Source organism: Photobacterium japonica (assembly GCF_050337005.1).
In the GTDB taxonomy this organism is placed as follows: domain Bacteria; phylum Pseudomonadota; class Gammaproteobacteria; order Enterobacterales; family Vibrionaceae; genus Photobacterium; species Photobacterium japonica.
The window spans coordinates 78,411-102,968 of the sequence record NZ_JAKJSN010000011.1 but is presented as its reverse complement, the minus strand read 5'-3'; the positions used below and the strand labels follow the sequence as shown (position 1 = coordinate 102,968).

The window sequence follows — 24,558 nt, the reverse complement described above, 5'->3', positions numbered from 1 at the left end:
ACCATGCGCCTTGTCATTGGCCTTACGGGCGGGATTGGCAGCGGTAAAACCACCGTCGCTAATCTGTTTGCGGCTTATCAGATTGATATTATTGATGCAGATATCATTGCCCGACAAGTGGTCGAACCGGACTCGGCGGGCCTGCGTGCCATCGAAGAAAAATTAGGTGCTGACATCTTGCTGACAGACGGCCATCTTGATCGCGCTAAGCTACGATCAGCCATTTTCAGCGAGCCGGCATTGAAAGACTGGATCAATCAGTTATTGCACCCGATGATCCGTGAAAAAATGCTGGCGGATATTGCACAATCCCGCTCGCCATACTGCCTGTTGGTGGTGCCGCTGATGGTGGAAAACAACCTGCAAACGCTGACGGATCGCTTATTGGTGGTGGATGTGGACGAAGCCTTACAAGTCGCCCGCACCCAACAGCGCGATAAGGTCGAGGCCGCGCAAGTGAAGCAAATATTGGCCTCACAAGCCTCGCGACAAGATCGCTTGGCCGCCGCGGATGATGTGATTTGCAATAATGGCAACGGTGACGATTTACCACAACAAGTGGCCGCCCTGCACCAACAGTACCTTGCACTGTGCGAGTAAACGGCACCACCGTCACACGACTAACGACACACTCATCGCTACACACTGTGGGATATTTCACGCCTTGGGATACATGGATATGCAAATGAACCGCTTTGAGCACCCGCTAAATGAGAAAACCCGCATTTATTTACGGCTGGAATTTTTGATCCGTCAAATCAAGCAGACGAGTGCATTCAGCGATCCTTGGCAACACCAAGTGTTCTTTCGTGGTTTATTTGACTTGTTGGAAGTGTTGGAACAAAGCCAGCTCAAAACAGAGCTAGCCAAAGATCTAGAAAAACAACGCACCAAACTCAAGCAATGGCTGAATATCGATGGCGTTGATCAAACCGCCCTGCGTGAGCACCTTGATCATCTGCAATTGGCGCACCGTCATTTGTTGGCCACCAACCGCTTGGGCCAAGATCTGCGGGAAGATCGTTTTCTGGGCGCAATCAAACAGCGCTTATCCATTCCCGGCGGCAGTTGCTGTTTTGACCTACCTATTTTGCATCATTGGTTACATTTACCGCCGGCACAACAGCGGGTCGATATTCAGCGCTGGCTCGACAGTATCCGTGCGCTGAATGTGGCGCTCACTTTGTTGCTTCGCCTGATCCGTGGTGCCGGACAAACACAGCAATGTGTCGCGCGTGGCGGGTTCTTTCAACATGAAGCCGATAAGGCCAATTTACTGCGCCTCGATATTTGCCCAAACCATGGGGTTTATCCTATGATATCGGGCCATCGCAGTCGCTTTGCCATTCGCTTTCTGCCTTTTGAAGAAGGCACCAGCATAGCGGACACGATTGAATTTCAACTAACGATTTGCTGAGGTTTCTCATGTCAACGCCCCCTGCTGCTACCCCTATCACGGTGGTAAAATGCCCAACCTGCCAAGCCAAGGTCGTATGGAGTGACGCCAGCCCCTTCCGCCCGTTTTGCTCGAAACGCTGCCAACTGATTGACTTGGGCGAATGGGCCGAAGAAGAAAAAGCCATCCCAGGCGCACCGGATCTATCAGACTCTGATGGCTGGTCGGAAGATATGGGATATTAAAAGCGGTTAACAGGCTCTGTGGCCCTAAGGATAAATGGCTTGCTGTATTCCTAAATAGGACCACAGGACCACAGGACCACAGGACCACAGCTTACCCAATCATTGTCAGCTTACAACCCGCGCCATGAGTTTATCCAACACCACCGCATTGGCTTCCGGAAACGCGTAGTCTTGCAGTTTATCTAACGCCACCCATTCGCCGGGTTGACCTTCTTTGCCGTATGCTTCGCCGGTAAACGCGGTGATCAGGAAAAAATCAAACGTCAGGGCTTTATCGGAGTATTCATGCGCTAAGGCCATGAAATGCTCAAGCGCAGTCGCATCTATGCCCACTTCTTCGTGTAACTCACGGATCACCGCTTGCTCCGCCGTTTCACCCGCTTCCACTTTGCCACCTGCAAACTCCCAAAAACCGCCCTTGTGCGCGGTCGCTGCACGGCGGGTGATAAACACTTTGTCCTGTGTCGTATTTAAAATGATCCCTGCCGAGATCCACACTTGCTTCTTATCCACACTCAACCCTATCTATGTTGACCAGTTCTGCTTTTTTCTTATTCTGCTGCTTATCGGCTTGTTTCGAAAATATAAACAGATAAGCAGATAAACAAAAGGCCGCATACGCGGCCTTTTGTTGTCTGGTATCTCAACAATTAGTTGATTTGACCATGACACTGTTTGTATTTCTTACCAGAGCCGCATGGGCAAGGCTCATTACGGCCCACTTTGCGCTCATCACGCTGGTAAGGGGCGCTATCGTCACCCTCTTCAGCGCTTTCATCGGCAATTTGGCTCGCCGCATTTTGGTGCTGGAATTGCTGACGACGGGCCAGTTCTTCCGCCAAACGACGACGTTCCTCTTCGACACGCTCAACCTCTTCCTGCTGCTGCACGCGCACTTTACTCAAGATGGCGATCACATCAGACTTCAAGCTTTCCAGCATGCCTTCAAACAGCTCAAACGATTCACGCTTGTATTCTTGTTTCGGGTTCTTCTGCGCGTAACCACGTAGGTGGATACCTTGGCGCAGGTGATCCATCGCGGCCAAGTGCTCTTTCCACAAGGTATCAAGGTTTTGCAGCATCACCGTTTTCTCAAAGTTGCGTAGCACTTGCGCGCCAACCACTTCTTCTTTGTGACGGTAGACTTCTACAGCCTTCTCAACGATACGCTCACGCAACGCTTCTTCGTACAGCTTGTCTTCGGTATCTAGCCATTCTTGAATTGGCAATTCAAGATCGAAGTCATCTTTCAAGCGCGTTTCAAGACCAGCAATGTCCCACATGTCTTCCAGCGATTGCGGTGGAATGTGCGCATCAATGACAGACAAAATCACGTCTTCACGGTTTTGTTCAATCATGTCGCTGATGTCTTCGGCATTCATCAACTCGTCACGCAATTCATACACGACTTTACGCTGATCATTGGCAACATCATCGAATTCCAGCAATTGCTTACGAATATCGAAGTTACGGCCTTCTACCTTACGCTGGGCGTTTTCGATCGCTTTGGTCACCCAAGGGTGCTCAATCGCTTCGCCTTCTTCCATACCCAGCTTCTTCATCATGTTGGATACACGATCAGAGGCAAAGATACGCATCAGGCCATCTTCCATCGACAGATAGAAGCGCGAAGAACCAGCATCACCCTGACGACCTGCACGGCCACGTAGCTGGTTATCGATACGACGCGATTCGTGACGCTCGGTACCAATAATGTGCAAGCCACCCGCTGCCAATACGGCATCGTGTGCAACACGCCAATCGGCTTTGATCTGGGCAATTTGCTCGTCAGTTGGATTCTCAAGCTTCGCCGCTTCCGTCTGCCATGAGCCACCCAATACGATATCCGTACCACGGCCAGCCATGTTGGTCGCAATCGTCACGGCACCCAATGCACCGGCTTGTGCCACGATATCCGCTTCGCGTTCGTGGAACTTCGCATTCAGCACTTCGTGTTTAATGCCTTGCTTCTTCAGGGCTTTAGACAGTAATTCTGATTTTTCAATCGAGACCGTACCGACCAAGACCGGCTGGCCTTTTTCAACACGCTCTTTAATGTCTTCGCTGATCGCCGCAAACTTTTCCAGCTCGGTCATGTAGACCAAATCACCCATGTCATCACGGATCATAGGCTTGTTGGTTGGCAATACCACGGTTTCCAGGCCGTAAATAGACTGGAATTCAAATGCTTCCGTATCTGCCGTACCGGTCATACCGGACAGTTTGTTGTACAAACGGAAGTAGTTCTGGAACGTGATAGACGCTAGCGTTTGGTTTTCATTCTGGATCTTCGTGCCTTCTTTGGCTTCAACCGCCTGATGCAGACCTTCAGACCAACGACGACCCGGCATAGTACGGCCGGTGTGTTCATCAACAATGATGACTTCGTCGTCTTTTACAATGTAATCGACATCGCGCTCAAACAGCACGTGGGCGCGTAATGCCGCATTCACGTGGTGTAGCAAACTGATATTGGCTGGCGAGTACAGCGTATCTTCTTCCGCCATCATGCCATTTTCTTTCAGAAGATCTTCCACAAACTCTTGGCCGTTTTCGGTCAAGTGCGCTTGCTTGGATTTCTCGTCGACGGTGTAGTGGCCTTCGCCACGGTATTCTTCACTGTCTTCTTGATCTTGCTTCACCAATTGTGGGATCAACAAGTTGATCTTGGTGTACAGCTCAGAGCTGTCTTCAGCAGGACCGGAAATGATCAACGGTGTACGCGCCTCATCGATCAAGATGGAATCCACCTCATCGACCACGGCAAAGAAACGTTCGCGCTGTACACGGTCTTCTGGGCGGAAGGCCATGTTATCGCGCAGGTAGTCAAAACCGAATTCATTGTTTGTGCCGTACAACACGTCAGCGGCGTACGCGTCTTTCTTCGCTTGTGGCGGCATGTTCGGTACGTTCACGCCGACGGTCATGCCTAAAAATTCAAACAGGGCACGGTTAGTTTCGGCGTCACGCGCGGCCAAGTAGTCGTTCACGGTAACGATGTGAACACCTTTACCTGTCAAGGCGTTAAGGTAAGCCGGTAAGGTTGCGGTCAAGGTTTTACCTTCACCGGTACGCATTTCTGCAATTTGACAGTTGTTCAGCACCATACCGCCGATCAACTGCACGTCAAAATGACGCATGCCGAAGACACGCTTAGAGGCTTCACGGACAGTTGCAAAGGCTTCTGGTAGTAGCAGATCGAGCTCTTCACCTTGATCAAGGCGCTCACGGAATTCAACCGTTTTGGCTTTTAGCTCTTCGTCAAGCAGGCTCTCAAACTGAGGCTCAAGCTTGTTGATTTGATCTACAATTTTGCGCATACGACGCAGAGTGCGGTCGTTACGGCTACCGATAACTTTGGTCAGTAGTTTTGATAACATGGCTTTGCCGTTTTCTCTTGTTATTTCAGCTGCATAAATGGCTGAATTGCTAAATCTGAATTTTTCAACGGGGATTCACCAAATGCCACACGGTGTGCAAATTTGGATTTACCATCCCTGTCCCGTCTAAATCCGCCATTTGGTATGACAACGGAAGCTGACCCGAAAAACTACGCATAACAATGATATTGTGGTCTGATTCAATCATTTCAAGGGAAAAATGAAAACAAACCCGGAGTTTTCCAGATCGTTGCTGCCCGTTCATACCGACAGCATCGCATACTGCACGTGACAGACAGCCTTCGCCACAGTACCCCTAAGCGGGTTATAATAAGACATATTCACAGTGCCGCCTATGGCTAATCCCCCACACGGTTTACCATATTCGCAAAATTAGAACTAAGCCCCGACTTTTTTGCCTAGGAAGCGTCAGTAATGCGTGATCATCGCCCTCAAACGCCCGGCCATTTGCTGGAAGACACCCCCATCGGCAATATTCAGCAACGCGCTATCGCCTTAAGTCAGCTAGACAAAGCAGTAAAAGCGCACCTTGCGTGTGCCGAGCATTGCCGGGTCAGTAACTTTCGCCAAGGCGTGCTGATCATCGAAACCGCCTCTGCCGCATGGTCCATGCGACTCAATTATGAGCGTAACACCCTCAGCAATACCCTGCGGGCACAACTGCTGCCGAGCCTGACGCGCATTGAGATCAAGGTGAATCCACAGCTGGCTGCCGTTCAGCAAGAAAAGACGGAGAAAGTGCCGGATATTGTGCGCAAGCCTATCACCCCGCAAGCGGCAGCGTATTTGCGTCAAACCGCGCAGAGTGCTCCCGATAAAATCCGGGTGCGGCTGGAGCGTATCGCAGCGTTAGCGAACCGCAATAAAAGCTAAAATAAGAGAGATAGAGGTACGACGTACGCGAGTGGCGAGTGGCGAGTGGCGAGTGGCGAGTGGCGAGGTACCGTAGGGGAAAACAGCGAATCATAACAAGCCTAGAGACAAACAAAAACGCCGGACATCGTCCGGCGTTTTTTTAATTCGTACTTAGCAAGTATAAGCTTAGGCGAAGACCATGCCTGGCTGAGCAAACGTCACAGGGACTTGTTGCTCATCCGTGAAGGTAGACCACTCGTAGGCTTCTTGATTCGCCAACACCGCACGCAACAACTTGTTGTTTAAGGCGTGGCCTGATTTGAAGGCGACCATTTCACCAATGATATTATGGCCACACATGTACAAGTCACCAATGGCATCCAGTACTTTGTGCGTCACTAACTCATTGTCAAAACGCAAGCCGTCATCATTCAAGATACGGTAATCATCCAACACGATCGCATTGTCAAAGCTACCGCCCAACGCCAGATTTTGCGATTGAAGGTATTCAATATCTCGCATAAATCCAAACGTACGTGCGCGGCTAATGTCTTTAACAAAAGATTGGCTAGAAAAGTCTAACACTAAACGCTGCTGCTCTGCATCGATGGCCGGATGGTTAAAATCGATCGCAAAATCCAGACGGAAACCGTTATGAGGACGGAGTTCTGCCCATTTGTCGCCATCTTCAACGCGCACCGTTTTCTTAATACGTAAGAAACGTTTCGGGGCATTCAGCGTATCAATACCGGCAGATTGCAACAGGTAAATAAAGGGACTGGCGCTACCATCCATAATCGGAATTTCAGGTGCATCCACTTCGATAATCACGTTATCGATCCCCATACCAGCCAGCGCCGCATTCAAGTGCTCAACAGTTGAGATACGCACCCCTGACTCGTTCACGAGGGCGGTACATAACATGGTGTCGCGCACAGAACTCGCATCTGCTGGAAAATCAACAGGTGGATTTAGGTCTGTACGGCGATAAATCACCCCTGTATTGGCAGCAGCCGGACGAAGAATAAGCGTGACTTTACGCCCAGAGTGAAGACCCACCCCAGTCGTTTGCACAATGCTTTTCAGTGTACGTTGTCTGATCATCTGCTTTTCTCAACTATTGTTTTGCCTAAATATCGGCCCAGATCCTTGCAAAAAATAAGAACAAGGACCGATATCATATCACTTTGTGACCAATTTCCCAAATCAATTACATTGATCAGTCGGCTTGCTTACGCAAGAACGCAGGGATATCGAGGTAATCGTGATCAGCTTGTGGCTTGGCTTTTGCTGCCGTTGCCTGGCCTGCAGAGTCAGCAACAGACGCCGATGGTGCTGGCGTTTGTGGCTTCGCATCTTCAACCACTGGCGCAGCAACAGGTTTATCCTGTGCTACTGCCTGAACAGGCTTTGATGATGTCACTAACGTGATATCAGGCTTGCACTCTTTACCGATACCGGTCGCCACTACGGTCACACGTAGTTCATCAGTCATGTCCGGATCCAGAGAGGTACCAATCACAACGGTCGCGTTATCTGATGCGAAGGCTTTCACGGTATTACCCACTGTCTCGAACTCGTCAAGACGCATGTCCATACCGGCCGTGATGTTAACCAACACACCACGCGCGCCCGCCAAGTCGATGTCTTCTAGCAATGGGCTAGAAATCGCCATTTCAGCCGCTTCTTCCGCACGGTCATCACCGGTCGCCACGCCACTGCCCATCATCGCATGACCCATTTCAGACATGACGGTACGTACGTCAGCAAAGTCGACGTTAATCATACCAGGGCGCGTGATCAGCTCCGCAATGCCTTGAACCGCATTTTTCAATACGTCGTTAGCTTTTGCGAAAGCGTCTAACAAGGTAATGCCACGGCCAAGGACCTTCAGCAGCTTCTCGTTAGGAATGGTGATCAATGAATCGACGTGCTTTGACAGCTCTTCGATCCCTTGTTCCGCGAATGCCATGCGCTTTTTGCCTTCAAAGCTAAATGGTTTTGTGACCACCGCTACCGTCAAAATGCCCAGTTCTTTCGCTACTTCAGCAATGATTGGTGCCGCACCGGTACCGGTACCGCCCCCCATGCCTGCTGCAATGAAGATCATATCAGAGCCTTGTAGCTCTGCTTTGATGGCTTCACGGTCTTCCAGTGCGGAGTCACGACCCACTTGTGGATTCGCGCCTGCACCCAGACCTTTCGTGATCGTGCCACCGATCTGAATTACCGTGCTGACACTGCTTTTACGTAGGGCCTGAGCATCCGTATTCACGGTAATAAACTCAACACCCTCAATTGACTCACGTACCATGTGATCGACAGCATTACCGCCGCCGCCGCCAACGCCAATGACCTTAATTACCGCTTCGTCAGACATTTCCATCATCGGTTCAAACATGTGTTCTCTCCGTCCATCCTGTTCGCATCAGGTTCTAAAAATTTTTGCTAAACCAGCCACTAACTTTGGTGAATAAACCAGAAACAGAGCGTTTCGGTTCAATGTCACTGCCATCAAATGTCTGACTATCCTTTCCGTAATGCAGTAAACCTACTGCCGTCGCATAGTGCGGGAATTGAACGTGCTCGGTCAGTCCGGTCACATCCAGTGGCAAACCGACCCGGACTTGATTGCTGAAGACACGCTCTGCGCATTCCACCAATCCTTCCATTTGTGCCGCCCCACCGGTTAAGACAATACCTGCCGCTAACTGGTGTTTTACCCCCGCATTACGCAGTTGTTCTTGTACTTCGATGAGCTTCTGATTAACGAGCCCCAGCAATTCACTGTAGCGAGGCTCTATCACTTCCGCTAACGTTTGGCTTTGCAAACTACGAGAAGGGCGACCGCCAACACTCGGGACATCGACCTTCGCGTCTTTGTTCACTAACTCACTCAATGCACAGCCATATTTCACTTTAATCTCTTCCGCATCCCCCAATGGGGTGCCAAAGGCATAAGCAATATCACTGGTCACAACATTACCGGCATAAGGGATCACTGCGGCATGTCGTAGCGCGCCCCCTGTCCATACGGCAATGTCCATGGTGCCGCCACCTAGATCAACGACACACACGCCGAGCTCACGCTCGTCCGGGGTAAGTACTGCATAACTGGCCGCTAACCCAGAGAAAATTAACTGGTCAACTTTCAGTTCACAGCGCTCAACCGCTTTCACAATATTGCGTGCCATATCATTGTGACACGTGATCAGATGAACATTGGCCTCCATGCGTACCCCCGATAAACCCACCGGGTTTTTAATTCCCTCTTGGTAATCAATAGCAAATTCTTGAGGGATTACATGTAAAACTTTATGTTCATCACTGATTTTTACTGACTTCGCTGTATGGATAACATTATCAACGTCGTCTTGCGTTACCTCTTTGTCAGAAATCGGCACCATGCCTTCTTCTGTCTGGCAACGAATATGCTTGCCTGATAATGACAAATATACCGAGGTGATCTGGCAGTCAGCCATGAGTTCAGCTTTGTTGATCGCGCCTTGTACCGACTTTACAACCGATTCAAGATCGTTCACACCGCCTTTGTCCATTCCATTCGATGGACTACTGCCTTCCCCTATGACGTTGACTTCACCATTAGGTAAGATTTCCCCGACCAAAGCACAGACTTTGGAAGTGCCAATATCTAGGCCGACTATCAGTTTTTTATCTGCTGCCTTCGTCATTAGCGTACGCTCTTATTTGTTCGATTAAACCAAACAGGTTTACGGACAAGCCGGGACTACTTGCTGTTGTGTGTATCTGGGTCGGTCACCCAGCCGACAGCGGCCCCTGTGTCATAGCGCAAGTCTACGTACTCGATGGCTTTTCCCTGCTGCTCCAATTCCGGGGACAAGCTGATGAAGCGCTCTAATCGCTCCATTCGCTCACTGCGCCCCAGTTCAAGCCTGATGCCGTTTGTTAACCAAACACGCCAGGCTCGCCGTTCGTTTAATGCAAGCTGAGCAATATCAAACCCTGCCCGTTGTAACATCGGTTGCATTTCTCGCCACACCGTCAGCACTTCCTGGCTCGAGCCATCAGGCCCTGACAATGCCACTAAATTTTGTCCGGCTTGTGCCATCGGTGCGGTAAACACGACACCGTCGGGATTGACCAAGAACTGGTTATCCCAAGACGCCACAGGCTGTTGTTCGACCAAGTACACTTTGAGTGTATCGGGCCATTGTTTGCGTACTGCGGCTTGCGCAACCCACGGCATCGCTTCTAAAACGTGCTGAATGTCATCGACATTCTGCGTCATGAAACTGCCGAGGTGATCAAGCTTTTGGATCCCTGTTCGCACATCATTGGGCGTCAGGTAGTGCAATTCCCCTTGGATCACCAGCTGTGATAACGGCAGCCGATTCGCGTCCGTCATCCACTGTATGGCGGCGCTAAACAGCCACACCACAAAGCCAATCACAAAGAGAAAAAATCCGATCCCGCCCCAATGCTTACGGGCACAAGGCGGGATCGACGGTATTCTTTTTAAGACACTATCAGCCATAATTAGTTTAACCTTGATTAAATAGCCGATAATTACCCAGAAATAACCATGATTGAGGTCTTATCTTCAAATATCGTTCAATTATGCTGGGTAAAGTTGACAGATTATACCGAGCAAGTTCAAGCTCTCCAACACCTGTATTGCGATTCCTGAGAGCAAAGTCCACGAAAAACGGTATCGAACGTGGACTTTACATTAATTATATGCTCAAAGCATAAATTATATGCAATATAGATACCGTAAATCGTGCGCTGGTTGGGATCTTAGTGCTGGCGCATCTCTGCGACATTCAGCTTCATGTCAGCCAACTGGCGGGCAATTTTGCCTACATCACCGGCACCTTGTGTCAGAACTAAATCATCATTTTGCAGAATATTGGCCAATGCTGCCGGTAGTGCTTCTGTGTTCGGCACAAAAATCGGATCAATCTTACCGCGCCCGCGAATGGTACGGCACAGCGCACGGCCATCAGCCCCCGCGATCGGCGTTTCACCGGCGGCGTACACATCCAGCATCACCAGCACATCCACCTGCTCTAAGACATTGGCAAAATCGTCATACAGATCGCGCGTACGGCTGTAACGGTGTGGCTGAAACACCATGACCAAACGCTTATCATGCCAACCGGCACGTGCGGCTTGAATGGTCACATCCACTTCACTTGGGTGATGGCCATAGTCATCCACCAGCATTACGTTACCGTTACCGGTATCGAAATCACCTAAATGGTCAAAACGACGACCCGTACCTTGGAACTCCACTAAGGCTTGAATGATCGCACGGTCTTCCACGCCTTCTTCTGTTGCCACCGCCACCGCTGCCGTTGCATTCAGGGCGTTGTGTTTACCCGGCATATTCAGGGTGACTGCCAGCGCAGGTTTGTCTTTACGTAAGATAGTGAAATGCCCCTGTTGACCGCATTGATGGTAATCCACCAAACGCACATCAGCATCTTCGGCAAATCCGTACGTGATCACCGGACGACCGATGCGAGGCAACAGTTCGCGTACCACGGGATCATCCACACAGACGACCGCCAGACCGTAGAATGGTAGGTTATGCAGGAAGTCCACGAAGGTTTGCTTCAAGACTTCAAAGTCGCCGCCGTAGGTATCCATGTGATCCGCTTCGATGTTAGTGACCACTGACACCATCGGTTGCAGGTGTAAGAAAGAGGCATCACTTTCATCGGCTTCAGCAATCAGGTAACGGCTTAACCCTAGGCGCGCATTGGTGCCTGCGCTTTTCACTAAGCCACCGTTAACAAACGTAGGATCGAGACCGGCTTCTGAGTAAATCTGGGTAACCAGTGCGGTTGTCGTGGTTTTACCGTGTGTACCGGCAATCGCAATACCGTGACGGTAGCGCATCAGCTCTGCCAGCATTTCGGCACGGCGAACCACAGGAATACGCTGTTCGCGTGCTGCCACCAGCTCAGGGTTTTCTTGATCAATGGCCGTCGAGACCACCACCACACTCGCCCCTTCAACATTCCCCGCCTGATGGCCAAAGAAGATCGACGCGCCTTTGCTTTCTAGGCGCTGGGTCACGAGATTGGGCGCCAGATCAGATCCGCTGATCCGGTAACCTTCATTCACCAAAACTTCTGCGATGCCACTCATACCGGCACCACCGATACCCACAAAGTGAATACGCTCTACGCGGCGCATCTCTGGCACCATGGTTCGAATTTTTGCTAGTTGTTGGTTATCCAGTTTACTCATCACTTTGTCTCGTCTTAATGCTTAGCTAGCGATTTAATCACGTCAGCAACACGGCTGTCGGCATCAATGATCGCGGCATCACGTGCGGCTTGCGCCATGGTTTGCAAGTGCGCACGGTCTAATTGTTCTAATTCGGCGGCTAACCCGCCTACGGTCAGATCCGGCTGCTCAATCATCAAAGCAGCACCACACTGCACCAAATGATCGGCATTCAATGCCTGTTGGCGATCTTTATGCATGAAAGGCACAAAAATAGCGCCCAGACCGGCCGCCGATAATTCAGATACGGTTAACGCGCCTGAACGGCATACCACGATGTCAGCCCACGCATACGCGCTCGCGACATCATCAATAAATTCGGTGACCTTGTGAGGCAATGCGGTGTGTTCACGATACGCTTGCTCGGTCTCGGCCTGTGCGCCTTTACCGGCTTGATGCCAAATCGTCACGCGATCGCCCAGTAACTCTGCCACTTTTGGCAGGGTCTGATTCAGAATGCGCGCGCCTTGGCTGCCCCCCATCACTAACACGCGGATAGGGCCTTCACGCCCCGCAAAGCGCTCCGCTGGCGGCGCCAGTGCCACCACATCCTGACGGACCGGATTCCCGACCACATCACGGCCCGCAAAGGCGCCCGGAAAGGCTTGCAGCACACCGCTGGCAATGCGTGACAGCCACTGGTTTGTCAGGCCTGCCACCGCGTTTTGCTCATGCAAAATAACCGGCACCCCCGACAACCACGCCGCCACCCCACCCGGGCCGCTGACATAGCCGCCCATACCCAGCACCGCATCCGGCTGCCACGCTTTGATGTAGCGACGCGCCTGAAAAATGGCACTGATAATTTTAAACGGTGCCGCCAGTAAGCGCACAATGCCCTGCCCGCGCAGGCCTTTGACTTTGATGAAATCAATCTCGATGCCGTGTTTCGGCACTAAGTCAGCTTCCATGCGATCAGCCGTGCCTAACCAGCGGATTTCCCAGCCTTCTTGCTGCAACTGCTTCGCGACGGCCAGCCCCGGAAAAACATGGCCACCGGTGCCTCCTGCCATCACAAGCAAGCGTTTATTCTTGTTCATTGTTTGGTTCTTCTGTTGTCGGCTCCGGCATATTCTTGGCAGCCAATCGCTGCTCGAAATCAATCCGGATCAAAATCGCGACCGCGGTCGCCATAATAAATAAACTGGAACCACCGTAACTGATCAATGGTAGGGTCAAGCCTTTGGTCGGCACCATGCCCGCTGCCGCACCGACATTCACCAGTGACTGGAAGGCAAACCAGAACGCAAAGCCAAAAGCGAGAAAGCCCCCGAACAACTGCTCCGTTTGCAGGCAACGGCGGCCAATGATCAGTGCTTTTGCCACCAAGGAGAAAATCAGCAATAAGACAACGGTGACCCCAACCAGCCCCACCTCTTCCGCCAATACGGAGAAAACAAAGTCCGTGTGGGCTTCCGGCAAGTATTCCAGTTTTTGAATCGAGTTCCCTAATCCTTGCCCGAACCATTCGCCACGGCCAAACGCCATCAGTGACTGCGTCAACTGGTAGCCACTGCCAAACGGATCATCCCACGGATCCATAAAGGAGGTCACACGACGTAAACGGTAAGGTTCAAAAATGATCAGCAAGCCAATGCCGACCACGGCCAGTGCCAGCATGACCATGAACGGCAAGATTTTAGCGCCCGCAATAAAGAGCATACCAATCACGGTCACAAACATAACAACGGATGAGCCGAGATCGGGTTGTGCCAACAAGAGCACCCCCAAGATAAACAGGATCACCAATGGTTTGATAAAGCCCAAGAAACTTTCTCGCACTTGCTCGTATTGGCGCACCAGATACGCGGCGAGATAAATAAAGAGCGTCAGTTTAGTCAACTCTGCTGGCTGCAGGTTAAACGGTCCGAGCGGGATCCAACGCGATGCCCCGTTGACGGAGCTGCCGACGACCAGCACCACAATCAACAAAAAACCGGACCCTAACAACATCCACCAACTGTGTTTGCGCCAGTCATCCAGCGGGATCATCACCACCATCGACGCCAAGCACAGCGACAGTGTCAGAAACAGCGCATGACGCAAGGCAAAGTAAAAAGGGAAATCCGTCAGTCGCGTCGCGACAGGCACCGAGGCCGAGGTCACCATCACCAAGCCGGTGATCATCAGTGCCAATGCAATCCACACCAATTGACGATCGTACGGTGCCTGCGCCGCGGGCTTGGTCAGCCAATCGGACACGCCACCGAAAAACGCGCTGAACGCGTCTTTGATTGCCACTCGCATCAGTGTGTCTCACCAATGCGGTATTGCAGCACTTTCGCTTGCTCAACAAACGCGTCACCGCGCGCCATGAAGTTCGCAAACTGATCCAGACTCGCACACGCGGGCGAGAGCATGATCATGTCGCCTTGGCGCGCCTGGGCTGCGGCCAGTGCCGTGGCGTCCGCTAGCGTCTCCACCGCCACGCTATGCGCGGCCAATGGCAAAAACGCATCACGATCACGACCAAAGCAATATAAGCGCACATCCATCGCCGCCAAGATCGGGGACAACGCAGAAAAATCCGCGCCTTTGCCGTCACCGCCCACCAACAAGTGCAAGGTTCCCTCAAGGTTTAAGCCTTTAAGGGCTGCCTCTGTACTGGCGAGGTTGGTGGCTTTCGAGTCATTGACCCAGCGCACACCCGCATGGTTCACCACCAACTGGCAGCGGTGCGCGAGTCCTTGGTAGCGACGCAATGCGCGACATGCTGCATCACGATCAATGTCTACCGCATCGGCCAATGCCAGCGCCGCTAAGCTGTTTGCCACGTTATGACGACCGACCAACGCGATATCATTGGCCGGCATCAACGGCTGACCATCAATCGCCAGCCATTCACGACCGTCCACGGAAACCAGACCGTAAGCGTGATCATCAAAGCCAAAGCTGGTCATCGCCGTATTAATATCTGGCTGGGTCGCCCGATCATCACGGTTGAATACCACTCGCTCTGCGTGATTGAAGATGCGCATTTTGGCTTCGCTGTACTGGCGTAAACCGCCCGGGTAGCGATCCATATGATCTTCGGATAAATTCAGGTACACCGCCGCTTTCAGTGCCAATGAAGACGTGGTTTCAAGCTGGAAGCTGGACAGCTCCAACACGTAAAGATCGTGTTGTTCTACCAGCATATCCAACGCCGCAAAACCGATGTTGCCACCGACGCCGACGTTGATCCCGGCTTCTTTGGCCATTTCACCGACCAAACTGGTCACCGTGCTTTTGCCGTTAGAGCCGGTAATCGCGACCACTGGCTTATCCACCGCACGGGCAAACAATTCGATGTCACCAACGATCTCGACACCGGCATGCGCCGCCGCTTGCAACTCCGGTGTCGCCAGCGCAATGCCCGGGCTCGCGACGATCATGTCAGCGGCAAGCAACCAGTCCATATCCCACTGGCCGCAGCACAAGGCGACCGTCGCAGGCAACTGGTCATGGCCGGGTGGCGTGTCTCGGGTATCAATCACTTTAATATCCAAGGACGGGGACAGTCGCATCAGGTGATGCACAACGGAAAGCCCCGTCATACCCAGCCCAATCACAACAACCTTATTTACGCCACCTAAGCCTTTCATTTATCGTACCTTCAATGTCGCCAGTGCAATCAGTACCAGCATCAATGTAATGATCCAGAAACGCACAATCACGCGCGGCTCTGGCCAACCTTTTAATTCATAATGGTGATGGATCGGTGCCATGCGGAAAATACGCTGGCCACGCAGCTTATAAGAACCGACCTGCAGGATCACTGACACGGTTTCCATCACGAACACACCGCCCATCAACACCAATAGCAGTTCTTGACGTACCAGTACCGCAATCGTGCCGAGTGCGCCACCCAATGCTAATGAGCCGACATCGCCCATAAACACTTGTGCTGGGTAGGTGTTAAACCATAAGAAGCCCAAGCCTGCGCCGACAATCGCCGTACACACCACCACCAGTTCACTGGCGTCTTTCAAATACGGAATGTGCAGGTATTCAGCAAAGTTCACATTGCCGGTTGCCCACGCAATGAATGCCATACCGCCCGCGACCATCACGGTCGGCATGATGGCCAAGCCATCCAAGCCATCGGTCAGGTTCACCGCGTTACTGGTACCGACAATCACAAAGTAAGTGAAAACAATGTAGAACAGACCCAGCTGCGGCATCACGTCTTTAAAGAACGGCACCACCAATTGCGTCGCCACCGTATCTTGACCATGCACGTACAGGGCAAACGCCACGCCCAGCGCAATCACGGACTGCCAGAAATATTTCCACCGCGCGATCAGGCCATCGGTATTTTTGCGTACCACTTTGCGGTAATCATCGACAAAACCGACAGCGCCGAAGCCGAGCATCACCACCAGCACAGCCCAGACATACGGGTTGCTGAGATCAGCCCATAACAAGACGGTGATCGCAATCGCAGCGAGGATCATGATCCCGCCCATCGTCGGTGTACCACGTTTGCTGAAATGCGATTCAGGCCCATCATGGCGAACCACCTGACCGATCTGCAACATCTGCAAACGAGCGATCAAACGTGGGCCCATCCATAACGAAATCATCAGTGCCGTTAAGATACTGATGATGGCGCGGAACGTCAGGTATTCAAACAGACGGAAAAAAGGAAAAGTCGGTTCTAGTAAGTCGGCTAACCAGTAAATCATGCTTCTTGTTCCTGCAGTGCGACAATCACATCTTCCATGCGAGCGCTACGCGCCCCTTTTGCCAACACTGTCACTTGGAGGTTATGTTCATTGAGTTGTGAGTCGAGTTGCTGTTGTAACGCCGCAATCAACTCCGCTTTATTGTCAAAATGACGGCCGCCGTTCAGCGCGCTCACCACGTGGCTTGCACGTCCAAACGTCATGACCGCCAAGCCGCGATCTTGTGCATGCTCTGCCACTTCACGGTGCAAAGCATCACTGTCATCGCCCAATTCCGCCATGTCACCGAAGATGAACCAACGTTGACCGGCAAAACTGTCGAGTAAATCGATCGCCGCTTTCACGGAAGCCACGCTGGCATTGTAGGTATCATCGATCAGGCGCAAATTCGCGCGCGGTTCGGTAATGTCGACCCGCCCCTTCACACTGGTCACTTGCCCCAAACCGGCTTGTACTTGCGCCGGTGTCGCACCAACCGCCATGGCCATCGCCGCCGCAGCTAACGCGTTAGACACGTTATGCTGACCAGCAATCGTTAAGCTGACAGGAAACGATCCTGAAGGGGTGCGCATTGTAAAACATGCACGGCCAAGACTGTTAATAATTATGTCATCAGCAGAAAAATCAGCATTTTTTTGCGTGGCAGAGAAGGTCACCAACGCATGGTTGGCCAGCAATGGCTGCCAAGTCGCTTGAGAATGGGAATCCAGATTGATGATGGCCGTGGCGTTATCGCCCGTCAGCCCTTCAAAAATTTCCCCCTTGGCTTTCGCCACACCAGCCAGTGAACCAAATCCTTCAAGGTGAGCGGCCGCCAGATTATTCACCAATGCCACACGCGGTTTCACCAAATGGGTGGTATAAGCGATCTCGTTCTGGTGGTTCGCCCCCAGTTCGATCACCGCAAACTCATCGGTCGGGGTCAGGCGCAATAAGGTCAGCGGCACGCCAATATCATTGTTAAAGTTACCGGCCGTCGCCAGTACCTTGCCTTTCTCCGCCAAAATCGCGGCCACCATCTCTTTGACGGTGGTTTTTCCGCAACTGCCGGTCAGCGCCAGCGTCGTCAGGCCATGCTCGGTTTCCATGGTCGCTTTTAGCCATGCCCCTAATTGGCCTAACGCCGCATGCGTGTCTGCCACCACCACCTGTGGCAAGGCCACCGGTAAGTGCTGGCTAACCAACAAGGCCACTGCGCCATTCTCAAGTGCCGTTTGACAAAAATCATGCGCATCAAAACGCTCGCCTTTCAGGGCAATAAAGACGGTACGATCGCCAATCTGACGGGTATCGGTCGATACCGCATCAATCACGGCATCGTCGCCAACCAACTCGCCCGCTAATACGCGAGCAAGGTGGGAAAGTGAAACCTGAATCATGCGTGCGTCTCCAGTAATGCTTGTGCCGTTTCGCGATCCGAATAATGGATGGTGCGATCCGCCAGAATTTGATAATCCTCATGCCCTTTGCCCGCCACCAAAATGATGTCGTTTGCGCCAGCATGGGTAAATGCCCACTCACAGGCCTGCGCGCGGTCGTGCACGACAGCGGCCGTTTCTGGTGCGGTCAAGCCAGCCAGCATATCCGCCATAATGGCGGCAGGATCTTCGCTGCGGGGATTGTCATCGGTCAAAATCACACGATCCGCTAACTGTTCGGCGATCTGCGCCATCATCGGACGCTTACCGGTGTCGCGATCACCGCCGCAACCAAAAATACACCACAATTGACCATCACAATGGACGCGCAATGCCTGCAATGCTTTTTCCAAGGCATCTGGCGTATGAGCATAATCAACCACAACCATAGGTTTGTCAGGGGCTTGAAAAACTTCCATGCGACCGGTGACTGCCGTCAACTGCGGCGCACTCGCCAGCAAGGGGGCAAGAGGTCGCCCCGTTGCCAGCAAGGTCGCTAAGGCCAACATCAGGTTCATCACATTGAAGGCGCCCACCAATGGCGCACTCAACTCGCCAGCGCCCCAACTAGAGTCAAAGCGTACCGTCACCCCTTGGGTGCTGTAGTGAACCTGCTCCAGCCACAAAGCGGGCCCGGTCAGGCCTTCAAGGTGGGCTTTGTCTTGGGCGACGGCCACGGCTTCTGGCAAGGTGTGCAACCACTCACGTCCGACGGTATCGTCAGCATTGATAATGGCCACACCGCACTGATGGGCGGTAAACAGGGTTTTCTTGGCCTCGGCATAGCTGGCCATATCGCCATGATAATCAAGATGATCACGGCTTAAATTGGTGAAGATACTGGCCTGGAACTGCAACGCGCTAATGCGCCCCTGCACCAACCCATGCGAGGACACTTCCATCGCGGCATAATCGGCGCCTTGCTGCACCATCTCTGCCAGCACAAGCGGGATCTCAATCGCACTACCGGTGGTGTTTGCCGCTGGCACAATCTGCCCAAGCAAGCCGTTACCAGTGGTGCCCATGACGCCCGCCTGATGGCCAATCAAATTTGCCCACTGTGCGAGTAACTGGCTAATGGTGGTTTTGCCGTTGGTGCCGGTGACAGCGATCAACTCAAGGGCTTCATCCGGCGCGCCGTAAAAGCGTTTGGCAATCGCAGAGAGCTGCGTATTAAGATGTGGCAGTGCAATCACGGCGACGCCGCCTTGCTCTGTCAGGAAAAACGTTTCGTCATCGGTATGCGTCAGGACGGCAGCAGCGCCGTTTTCAATCGCTTTGGCAATAAACTGACGTCCATCAACACTGTGGCCTTTCACGGCGACAAACAGGTCACCGGATTGCACGCGGCGGCTGTCTAAGATCATGCCACTCACGGAGAATGCCGACAAGGACGGTGGTAACACCTGTCCATGGAGCCATGGCGCCAACAACGCGCCAAGTTGAGTCTGTTGCTTAAGTTCCGGCATCGGTATGATCTCTATGGTTCACGAGGTTCAATTCTTCGAGGGTGCCCGCATCCGGCGGGATATTTAAAATTTGTAGGGCACTTTCCATCACTTCAGAGAAAATCGGCGCAGCAATCGCACCACCGTAATATTTATCCCCTTGCGGTTCGTTAACGACCACGACCATGGCCAAACGAGGCTCACTGATCGGGGCAATACCCGCCGTCATCGCAATGTATTCATCGCTGTAGCCCCCCGCCACGGCCTTTTTCGCCGTACCGGTTTTAGCACCCACACGATAACCCGGTACCGCAGCACGTTTCGCACTGCCTTCTTTGTGGGTGACCGTTTCTAGCATATTCAAAAGCTTACGTGTTTCCTCCGCCGAGACGACCTGTCGTCCCGGTACCACGGACTCGGTTTTGAGGATCGACAACGGTCGACTCATCCCCATCGCACCGAGCGTGGCGTACGCGCGCACCAATTGGATCGGCGTCACGGAGATACCGTAACCAAACGCGAGTGTGGCACGTTCAAAGTCAGACCAGCGGCGGCGATCCGGGAAGAAACCCTGCGCCTCACCGATCAAGTTGATCCCGGAGGCATCACCCAATCCCACGCTGCTGTACATGCCCAACACGGCATCAATCGGCATCGCCAGTGACAACTTACTGACGCCTATATTACTGGATTTTTGTAAAATTCGAGCAAGGTTTGCTTTACCAACGCGAGAAACATCACGCACGCGGCTACCGCCGATCTGCATCAAACCATTGCCAGTATCAATCACGGTATTTTCATCCGCTACGCCATTTTCCAGCGCAGCCAACACCACAAACGGTTTAATGGTGGATCCCGGCTCCATCGCATCGGTGATCACGCGGTTACGCATGCGGTAACTTTGCAGTTGTTCACGGTTATTGGGGTTATAGGATGGGGCATTGACCATGGCCAACACTTCACCGGTACGCACATCCACCATCACAATCGAGGCCGACGTGGCTTGATAGTCCGCGACCGCTTGCTTCACGGCACGGTACGCCACCGCCTGCAAACGCTGATCGATACTCAAACTCAACGGTTTGCCCGGTTCACGCTGCTTCAGGGAGATATTTTCCACCACGCGACCGTAGCGATCTTTACGTACCGTACGTCGGCCCGGTTCGCCGGTCAGCCAACCGTCATAGGTGCGCTCCACCCCTTCCAGACCGTGGCTGTCAATGCCTGTAACACCAATCAGGTGGGCACTGACTTCCCCTGCCGGATAGAAGCGGCGTGATTCGTCTTTTAGTCCAATGCCGGGCAGCTTCAGCTTGCCGACATACGCGGCCATCGCCGGGCTCACCTGACGTTGTAAATAAATAAAGCGGCGCTTTTTGTTGGCCTCTAAGCGTGCCAACAGTTCCTGACGATCTAAGCCCAACACATCCGCCAGCGCATACCAGCGTTCACGTTGTAGCTGCTTTCCATCTTTGAAGATCTGGACCGGATCGGCCCACACGGCCTGCACAGGCACACTGACGGCCAGCGGCTCGCCGTTACGGTCGGAAATGATCCCACGGGCAGACGGCATGGCTTTGACCCGAAGCGAACGCATGTCGCCTTCCTGGATCAATTTGCCGGGCTCCAACACTTGGATATAGGCCGCACGCCCGATCAATGCCATCAGCGCCAAGACGACAAACCCACAAATGACAGTAAAGCGCCACGGAATGAATGCCGGTGGCGCTTTCTGGCGACGCTGATTTTGTTTGGATGAACGCTTTAATAGAGTCTTCAATTTCATTACTGCACAATGACTTCACTGTCGCGGGATGGACGATGCATTTGCATTTCGTCCTCGGCCAAGCGCTCAATGCGGCTATGCTCAGCCAGTGAATTTTCTTCGAGAATTTGGTTGCGCCATTCGATATCGAGCTGATCACGCTCGATCAGCAACTGTTCTTGATGGGCAATTAATTGGCGGGAGTTGTGAGTGATCAAGACCACCCCAACAGCAGAGCACAACACCAGAACCAAGAGGAAAAGCGGAATCCGCCCGATGGTCAGGAGATCCTTGCCAATGATTTTAGCAAGATTGTCTGAAGGTTCCGGTGCTGTTTTCATAGGGCTACAGACGCTCAGCCAGACGCAATACCGAGCTGCGAGAACGCGCGTTCTCACCCACTTCATTACGGCTTGGTTTGATGGCTTTACCCACGGCTTTCAACGACGCTGATCCTAGCGCTTTGATCTGCGCTTCCGTCAGCGGCAAACCGGCAGGCACGTCTGGCCCTTTGCTTTGCTTACGAATAAAACGCTTCACCATGCGGTCTTCCAGCGAGTGGAAACTGATCACCGACAAGCGGCCTTCTGGCGCCAGCACATGCATCGCCCCGTTCAGTGCCGTTTCGATCTCATCCAACTCACTGTTGATGTAGATACGAATAGCTTGGAAGCTACGCGTAGCAGGGTGCTTGTGTTTATCTCGGAACGGTGACACGTCAGAAATTAGCTTCGCCAATTGGGTCGTGCGCGTTAACGGCTCGTTCTCTGCGTTTTCACGGTATTCAACAATGCCACTCGCAATACGCTTGGCAAAACGCTCTTCACCGAACTCACGCAGTACCCACGAAATGTCGTCAGCTTCTGCATGCGCCAGCCATTCAGCCGCCGATTGGCCAGAGGTTGGGTCCATACGCATGTCCAACGGACCGTCACGCATGAAGCTAAAGCCACGCTCAGCATCGTCCAACTGAGGCGATGACACACCCAAATCAAGCAGCACGCCATCCACACGGCCGATCAAATCACGCTCTTCCATGTATTTTTCCATGCCCGAGAACGGACCATGGATGATATTAAAGCGTGGATCAGTAATTTTTGCAGCTTCCGCAATCGCCTGTGGATCACGGTCAATACTGTAAAGACGACCGTTTTCGCCTAACTGAGAAAGAATCAAGCGGCTGTGACCACCGCGGCCGAAAGTACCATCGATATAGATACCATCGGGCTTAATCGCCAACCCATCAACGGATTCATGAAGTAAGACGGAGACGTGCGCAAACTGTTCAGACATAAGGATTCATTCAGCTCTTGTGAAAGCCCGCCAAACCATAAAGGAGGTAGCCGACGGCCAGACGTAAACATATATTAGGAAAGAAATTCAGCAGCTTAAGCCTTTAAAATGCCGTTTTAATAGCATTTGCCGCAAATTCCCATGGCAAAGTGTACGTATTTGACAAAAAAGATGTCAAGCCAGCACCCACATTTCTAACAATCTATTGATATTTAGCACCGATATGTCATTCGAGCAAAAACGGCGGGGAAATTTTTGAGGGGCTGAATACGATAAAAGGCAATGCGTCACCTCCGAAGAAGCATCGCATCACCTTTTATACTGAAAGTGGTGAGTTGGCCATATAAGCCGGGTTCTGTATCCGCTTGCGCGGTGGTAACCATTCCTCTAGGCCTGCAATCACTCACAGGCTCAAGCAACCTACCCGTCCCCAACGCGGGCCACGCCATTAGGGACCTATTTGGTCTTGCTCCGGGTGGAGTTTACCGTGCCACGAACTATTACTAGCCGCGCGGTGCGCTCTTACCGCACCCTTTCACCCTTACCTGTGCATCATTCCGAAGAATGAGCCATCGGCGGTATACTCTCTGCTGCACTGGTCGTAGGCTCGCGCCCCCCAGACGTTATCTGGCACCCTGCCCTATGGAGCCCGGACTTTCCTCCCCCTCGTCAGTCTCCCGAAGGACATCAACGAAGCAGCGATTACCTTGGCCAACTCAGGCGCGGATTGTATAAGACTTGGCACGCCGTTACCAGTGAAAAAAGCCCCTCAATGCAGATGTGCTCAAAAAGCCAGCAAATGCGGGCAATTCGCGTGGCACCACTGCATACCAAGTGCGCTTCAACGCAACCCTCTCTTCGTATTCCCCACCGCACTTTCAGTCTGTCGGGGTTGTTGTGCCGCTCGAATTAATCGAGATGCTCCAAGCCCCACTTGTACAGCGCGTTTTTCTTCACGCCGTGGATCTCAGCCGCCAATGCGGCCGCTTTTTTCAATGGCAGCTCCTTGGTCAAGAGACCCACGGTGCGCAATGCCTCCGAGGGCAAGTCTTCTTTCTCAGCACGGTGACCGGCCACCAGCAACACCATTTCCCCTCGGGTACGGTTGCTGTCTTGGGCGATCCATTCCACCAACTCACCCAAGGGGGCGCCATGAATGGTTTCGTAGGTTTTGGTCAGCTCACGGGCTAACACCACCTGACGGTCTGGCCCCAGTACCGCGAGCATATCCGCCAGAGACTCGGTAATACGGTGCGGAGACTCATAAAAAATCATCGTGCGTTCATCATCAGCCAACGCTTGGAAACGGTCACGGCGGCCTTTGCTTTTCGGCGGTAAGAAGCCTTCAAAGCTGAAACGGTCAGACGGTAAGCCTGCCCCACTGAGCGCGGTGATCACAGCACACGGCCCCGGTAACGGCACAACTTTAACCCCCGCCTGACGACAACGGTTCACAAGATGGTATCCTGGATCACTGATCAATGGCGTACCGGCATCCGACACTAAGGCAATGCTGGTACCACCCTGTAGTTTCTCGATCAAATAGTCAGCTTTTTGCTGTTCGTTATGATCGTGAAGCGCAAAGGTGCGGGTCGAGATCGAAAAATGGGTTAGTAGCCGGGATGTATGGCGCGTATCTTCTGCGGCAATCAGGTCCACATTCGCCAACACGTCCAATGCACGCTGTGTAATATCTGCCAAATTACCAATTGGTGTTGGGACGATGTACAAAGTTGCGATGTCTACCGTGCATGAATTGGTCTCACTCATTTGTTTAAGATCTCATCTGCA

The 24,558-nt window shown here is 52.5% G+C and carries 21 protein-coding genes and 1 other RNA gene; 4 read left to right on the top strand and 18 right to left on the bottom strand.

Going from position 1 to position 24,558, the window contains the following annotated elements:
• The first annotated feature begins 3 nt into the window (after nucleotides 1-3).
• The 3 genes from coaE (at nucleotide 4) to yacG (ending at nucleotide 1,641) form a co-directional block, all read left to right on the top strand.
• Nucleotides 4-600 carry a dephospho-CoA kinase gene (gene coaE, locus L4C36_RS04170; protein WP_428476528.1) on the top strand — a complete coding sequence of 199 codons (597 nt, stop codon included), beginning with the start codon at nucleotides 4-6 and terminating at the stop codon, nucleotides 598-600.
• Nucleotides 601-679: 79 nt separating this feature from the next.
• On the top strand, nucleotides 680-1,417 hold the full coding sequence (gene zapD / locus L4C36_RS04165) for a cell division protein ZapD (protein ID WP_428476566.1): 738 nt from the start codon (nucleotides 680-682) through the stop codon (nucleotides 1,415-1,417).
• Nucleotides 1,418-1,425: 8 nt separating this feature from the next.
• Complete coding sequence (yacG, locus tag L4C36_RS04160) at nucleotides 1,426-1,641, top strand: DNA gyrase inhibitor YacG (protein WP_428476527.1); 216 nt, start codon at nucleotides 1,426-1,428, stop codon at nucleotides 1,639-1,641.
• Between the two features lie 105 nt (nucleotides 1,642-1,746).
• On the opposite strand, the gene mutT is transcribed toward yacG, so the two are convergent.
• The gene (gene mutT / locus L4C36_RS04155) at nucleotides 1,747-2,154 is read right to left on the bottom strand and encodes an 8-oxo-dGTP diphosphatase MutT (protein ID WP_428476526.1); all 408 of its coding nucleotides are present in this window, start codon (nucleotides 2,152-2,154) and stop codon (nucleotides 1,747-1,749) included.
• A gap of 137 nt (nucleotides 2,155-2,291) precedes the next feature.
• Nucleotides 2,292-5,021, bottom strand: a complete 2,730-nt coding sequence (gene secA / locus L4C36_RS04150) for a preprotein translocase subunit SecA (protein ID WP_428476525.1) — start codon at nucleotides 5,019-5,021, stop codon at nucleotides 2,292-2,294.
• Between the two features lie 435 nt (nucleotides 5,022-5,456).
• Here secA and L4C36_RS04145 point away from each other — a divergent pair, with 435 nt between their 5' ends.
• Nucleotides 5,457-5,915 (top strand): DUF721 domain-containing protein, encoded by a 459-nt coding sequence (locus L4C36_RS04145; RefSeq protein WP_428476524.1) that lies wholly within the window; start codon nucleotides 5,457-5,459, stop codon nucleotides 5,913-5,915.
• Nucleotides 5,916-6,083: 168 nt separating this feature from the next.
• Here the strand turns inward: L4C36_RS04145 and lpxC are convergent, their stop codons facing one another.
• The 16 genes from lpxC to rsmI form a co-directional block, all read right to left on the bottom strand.
• Nucleotides 6,084-7,001, bottom strand: a complete 918-nt coding sequence (gene lpxC, locus L4C36_RS04140; protein ID WP_428476523.1) for a UDP-3-O-acyl-N-acetylglucosamine deacetylase — start codon at nucleotides 6,999-7,001, stop codon at nucleotides 6,084-6,086.
• Between the two features lie 115 nt (nucleotides 7,002-7,116).
• A complete protein-coding gene (gene ftsZ, locus L4C36_RS04135; protein WP_428476522.1) occupies nucleotides 7,117-8,298 on the bottom strand; it encodes a cell division protein FtsZ in 1,182 nt (393 codons plus the stop codon).
• A 34-nt stretch (nucleotides 8,299-8,332) separates the two neighbouring features.
• Nucleotides 8,333-9,589, bottom strand: a complete 1,257-nt coding sequence (gene ftsA, locus L4C36_RS04130; RefSeq protein ID WP_428476521.1) for a cell division protein FtsA — start codon at nucleotides 9,587-9,589, stop codon at nucleotides 8,333-8,335.
• A gap of 56 nt (nucleotides 9,590-9,645) precedes the next feature.
• Nucleotides 9,646-10,413 carry a cell division protein FtsQ/DivIB gene (locus L4C36_RS04125; RefSeq protein ID WP_428476520.1) on the bottom strand — a complete coding sequence of 256 codons (768 nt, stop codon included), beginning with the start codon at nucleotides 10,411-10,413 and terminating at the stop codon, nucleotides 9,646-9,648.
• A gap of 263 nt (nucleotides 10,414-10,676) precedes the next feature.
• Nucleotides 10,677-12,137, bottom strand: coding sequence for a UDP-N-acetylmuramate--L-alanine ligase (gene murC / locus L4C36_RS04120; RefSeq protein WP_428476519.1), 1,461 nt, complete (start codon nucleotides 12,135-12,137; stop codon nucleotides 10,677-10,679).
• Between the two features lie 14 nt (nucleotides 12,138-12,151).
• Entirely contained in the window at nucleotides 12,152-13,216 is a 1,065-nt protein-coding gene (gene murG, locus L4C36_RS04115; protein WP_428476518.1) for an undecaprenyldiphospho-muramoylpentapeptide beta-N-acetylglucosaminyltransferase, read from the bottom strand.
• Nucleotides 13,203-14,423: a cell division protein FtsW gene (gene ftsW / locus L4C36_RS04110; RefSeq protein WP_428476517.1), complete on the bottom strand. Its 1,221-nt coding sequence runs from the start codon at nucleotides 14,421-14,423 to the stop codon at nucleotides 13,203-13,205. Before ftsW ends, murG begins: the two co-directional genes overlap by 14 nt.
• Nucleotides 14,423-15,760 (bottom strand): UDP-N-acetylmuramoyl-L-alanine--D-glutamate ligase, encoded by a 1,338-nt coding sequence (gene murD, locus L4C36_RS04105; protein WP_428476516.1) that lies wholly within the window; start codon nucleotides 15,758-15,760, stop codon nucleotides 14,423-14,425. The genes ftsW and murD overlap by 1 nt, the downstream gene beginning before the upstream one ends.
• Nucleotides 15,761-16,843, bottom strand: coding sequence for a phospho-N-acetylmuramoyl-pentapeptide-transferase (mraY, locus tag L4C36_RS04100; protein WP_428476515.1), 1,083 nt, complete (start codon nucleotides 16,841-16,843; stop codon nucleotides 15,761-15,763).
• The gene (gene murF / locus L4C36_RS04095; protein ID WP_428476514.1) at nucleotides 16,840-18,222 is read right to left on the bottom strand and encodes a UDP-N-acetylmuramoyl-tripeptide--D-alanyl-D-alanine ligase; all 1,383 of its coding nucleotides are present in this window, start codon (nucleotides 18,220-18,222) and stop codon (nucleotides 16,840-16,842) included. Before murF ends, mraY begins: the two co-directional genes overlap by 4 nt.
• On the bottom strand, nucleotides 18,219-19,730 hold the full coding sequence (gene murE, locus L4C36_RS04090; RefSeq protein WP_428476513.1) for a UDP-N-acetylmuramoyl-L-alanyl-D-glutamate--2,6-diaminopimelate ligase: 1,512 nt from the start codon (nucleotides 19,728-19,730) through the stop codon (nucleotides 18,219-18,221). Before murE ends, murF begins: the two co-directional genes overlap by 4 nt.
• The gene (ftsI, locus tag L4C36_RS04085; protein ID WP_428476512.1) at nucleotides 19,717-21,495 is read right to left on the bottom strand and encodes a peptidoglycan glycosyltransferase FtsI; all 1,779 of its coding nucleotides are present in this window, start codon (nucleotides 21,493-21,495) and stop codon (nucleotides 19,717-19,719) included. Before ftsI ends, murE begins: the two co-directional genes overlap by 14 nt.
• On the bottom strand, nucleotides 21,495-21,815 hold the full coding sequence (gene ftsL, locus L4C36_RS04080; RefSeq protein ID WP_428476511.1) for a cell division protein FtsL: 321 nt from the start codon (nucleotides 21,813-21,815) through the stop codon (nucleotides 21,495-21,497). Before ftsL ends, ftsI begins: the two co-directional genes overlap by 1 nt.
• Before the next feature lie 4 nt (nucleotides 21,816-21,819).
• Entirely contained in the window at nucleotides 21,820-22,767 is a 948-nt protein-coding gene (gene rsmH, locus L4C36_RS04075) for a 16S rRNA (cytosine(1402)-N(4))-methyltransferase RsmH (protein ID WP_428476510.1), read from the bottom strand.
• A 328-nt stretch (nucleotides 22,768-23,095) separates the two neighbouring features.
• An RNA gene (gene rnpB, locus L4C36_RS04070) (RNase P RNA component class A) lies at nucleotides 23,096-23,485 on the bottom strand.
• A 191-nt stretch (nucleotides 23,486-23,676) separates the two neighbouring features.
• The gene (rsmI, locus tag L4C36_RS04065) at nucleotides 23,677-24,537 is read right to left on the bottom strand and encodes a 16S rRNA (cytidine(1402)-2'-O)-methyltransferase (RefSeq protein WP_428476509.1); all 861 of its coding nucleotides are present in this window, start codon (nucleotides 24,535-24,537) and stop codon (nucleotides 23,677-23,679) included.
• Nucleotides 24,538-24,558: the final 21 nt, after the last annotated feature.

Excerpts from the sequence above, each read along its gene's own strand:
- coaE (WP_428476528.1), top strand. The coding sequence starts at position 4 with ATGCGCCTTGTCATTGGCCTTACGGGCGGGATTGGCAGCGGTAAAACC.
- zapD (WP_428476566.1), top strand. The coding sequence starts at position 680 with ATGCAAATGAACCGCTTTGAGCACCCGCTAAATGAGAAAACCCGCATT.
- yacG (WP_428476527.1), top strand. The coding sequence starts at position 1,426 with ATGTCAACGCCCCCTGCTGCTACCCCTATCACGGTGGTAAAATGCCCA.
- secA (WP_428476525.1), bottom strand. The coding sequence starts at position 5,021 with ATGTTATCAAAACTACTGACCAAAGTTATCGGTAGCCGTAACGACCGC.
- L4C36_RS04145 (WP_428476524.1), top strand. The coding sequence starts at position 5,457 with ATGCGTGATCATCGCCCTCAAACGCCCGGCCATTTGCTGGAAGACACC.
- lpxC (WP_428476523.1), bottom strand. The coding sequence starts at position 7,001 with ATGATCAGACAACGTACACTGAAAAGCATTGTGCAAACGACTGGGGTG.
- ftsZ (WP_428476522.1), bottom strand. The coding sequence starts at position 8,298 with ATGTTTGAACCGATGATGGAAATGTCTGACGAAGCGGTAATTAAGGTC.
- ftsA (WP_428476521.1), bottom strand. The coding sequence starts at position 9,589 with ATGACGAAGGCAGCAGATAAAAAACTGATAGTCGGCCTAGATATTGGC.
- L4C36_RS04125 (WP_428476520.1), bottom strand. The coding sequence starts at position 10,413 with ATGGCTGATAGTGTCTTAAAAAGAATACCGTCGATCCCGCCTTGTGCC.
- murC (WP_428476519.1), bottom strand. The coding sequence starts at position 12,137 with ATGAGTAAACTGGATAACCAACAACTAGCAAAAATTCGAACCATGGTG.
- murG (WP_428476518.1), bottom strand. The coding sequence starts at position 13,216 with ATGAACAAGAATAAACGCTTGCTTGTGATGGCAGGAGGCACCGGTGGC.
- ftsW (WP_428476517.1), bottom strand. The coding sequence starts at position 14,423 with ATGCGAGTGGCAATCAAAGACGCGTTCAGCGCGTTTTTCGGTGGCGTG.
- murD (WP_428476516.1), bottom strand. The coding sequence starts at position 15,760 with ATGAAAGGCTTAGGTGGCGTAAATAAGGTTGTTGTGATTGGGCTGGGT.
- mraY (WP_428476515.1), bottom strand. The coding sequence starts at position 16,843 with ATGATTTACTGGTTAGCCGACTTACTAGAACCGACTTTTCCTTTTTTC.
- murF (WP_428476514.1), bottom strand. The coding sequence starts at position 18,222 with ATGATTCAGGTTTCACTTTCCCACCTTGCTCGCGTATTAGCGGGCGAG.
- murE (WP_428476513.1), bottom strand. The coding sequence starts at position 19,730 with ATGCCGGAACTTAAGCAACAGACTCAACTTGGCGCGTTGTTGGCGCCA.
- ftsI (WP_428476512.1), bottom strand. The coding sequence starts at position 21,495 with ATGAAATTGAAGACTCTATTAAAGCGTTCATCCAAACAAAATCAGCGT.
- ftsL (WP_428476511.1), bottom strand. The coding sequence starts at position 21,815 with ATGAAAACAGCACCGGAACCTTCAGACAATCTTGCTAAAATCATTGGC.
- rsmH (WP_428476510.1), bottom strand. The coding sequence starts at position 22,767 with ATGTCTGAACAGTTTGCGCACGTCTCCGTCTTACTTCATGAATCCGTT.
- rsmI (WP_428476509.1), bottom strand. The coding sequence starts at position 24,537 with ATGAGTGAGACCAATTCATGCACGGTAGACATCGCAACTTTGTACATC.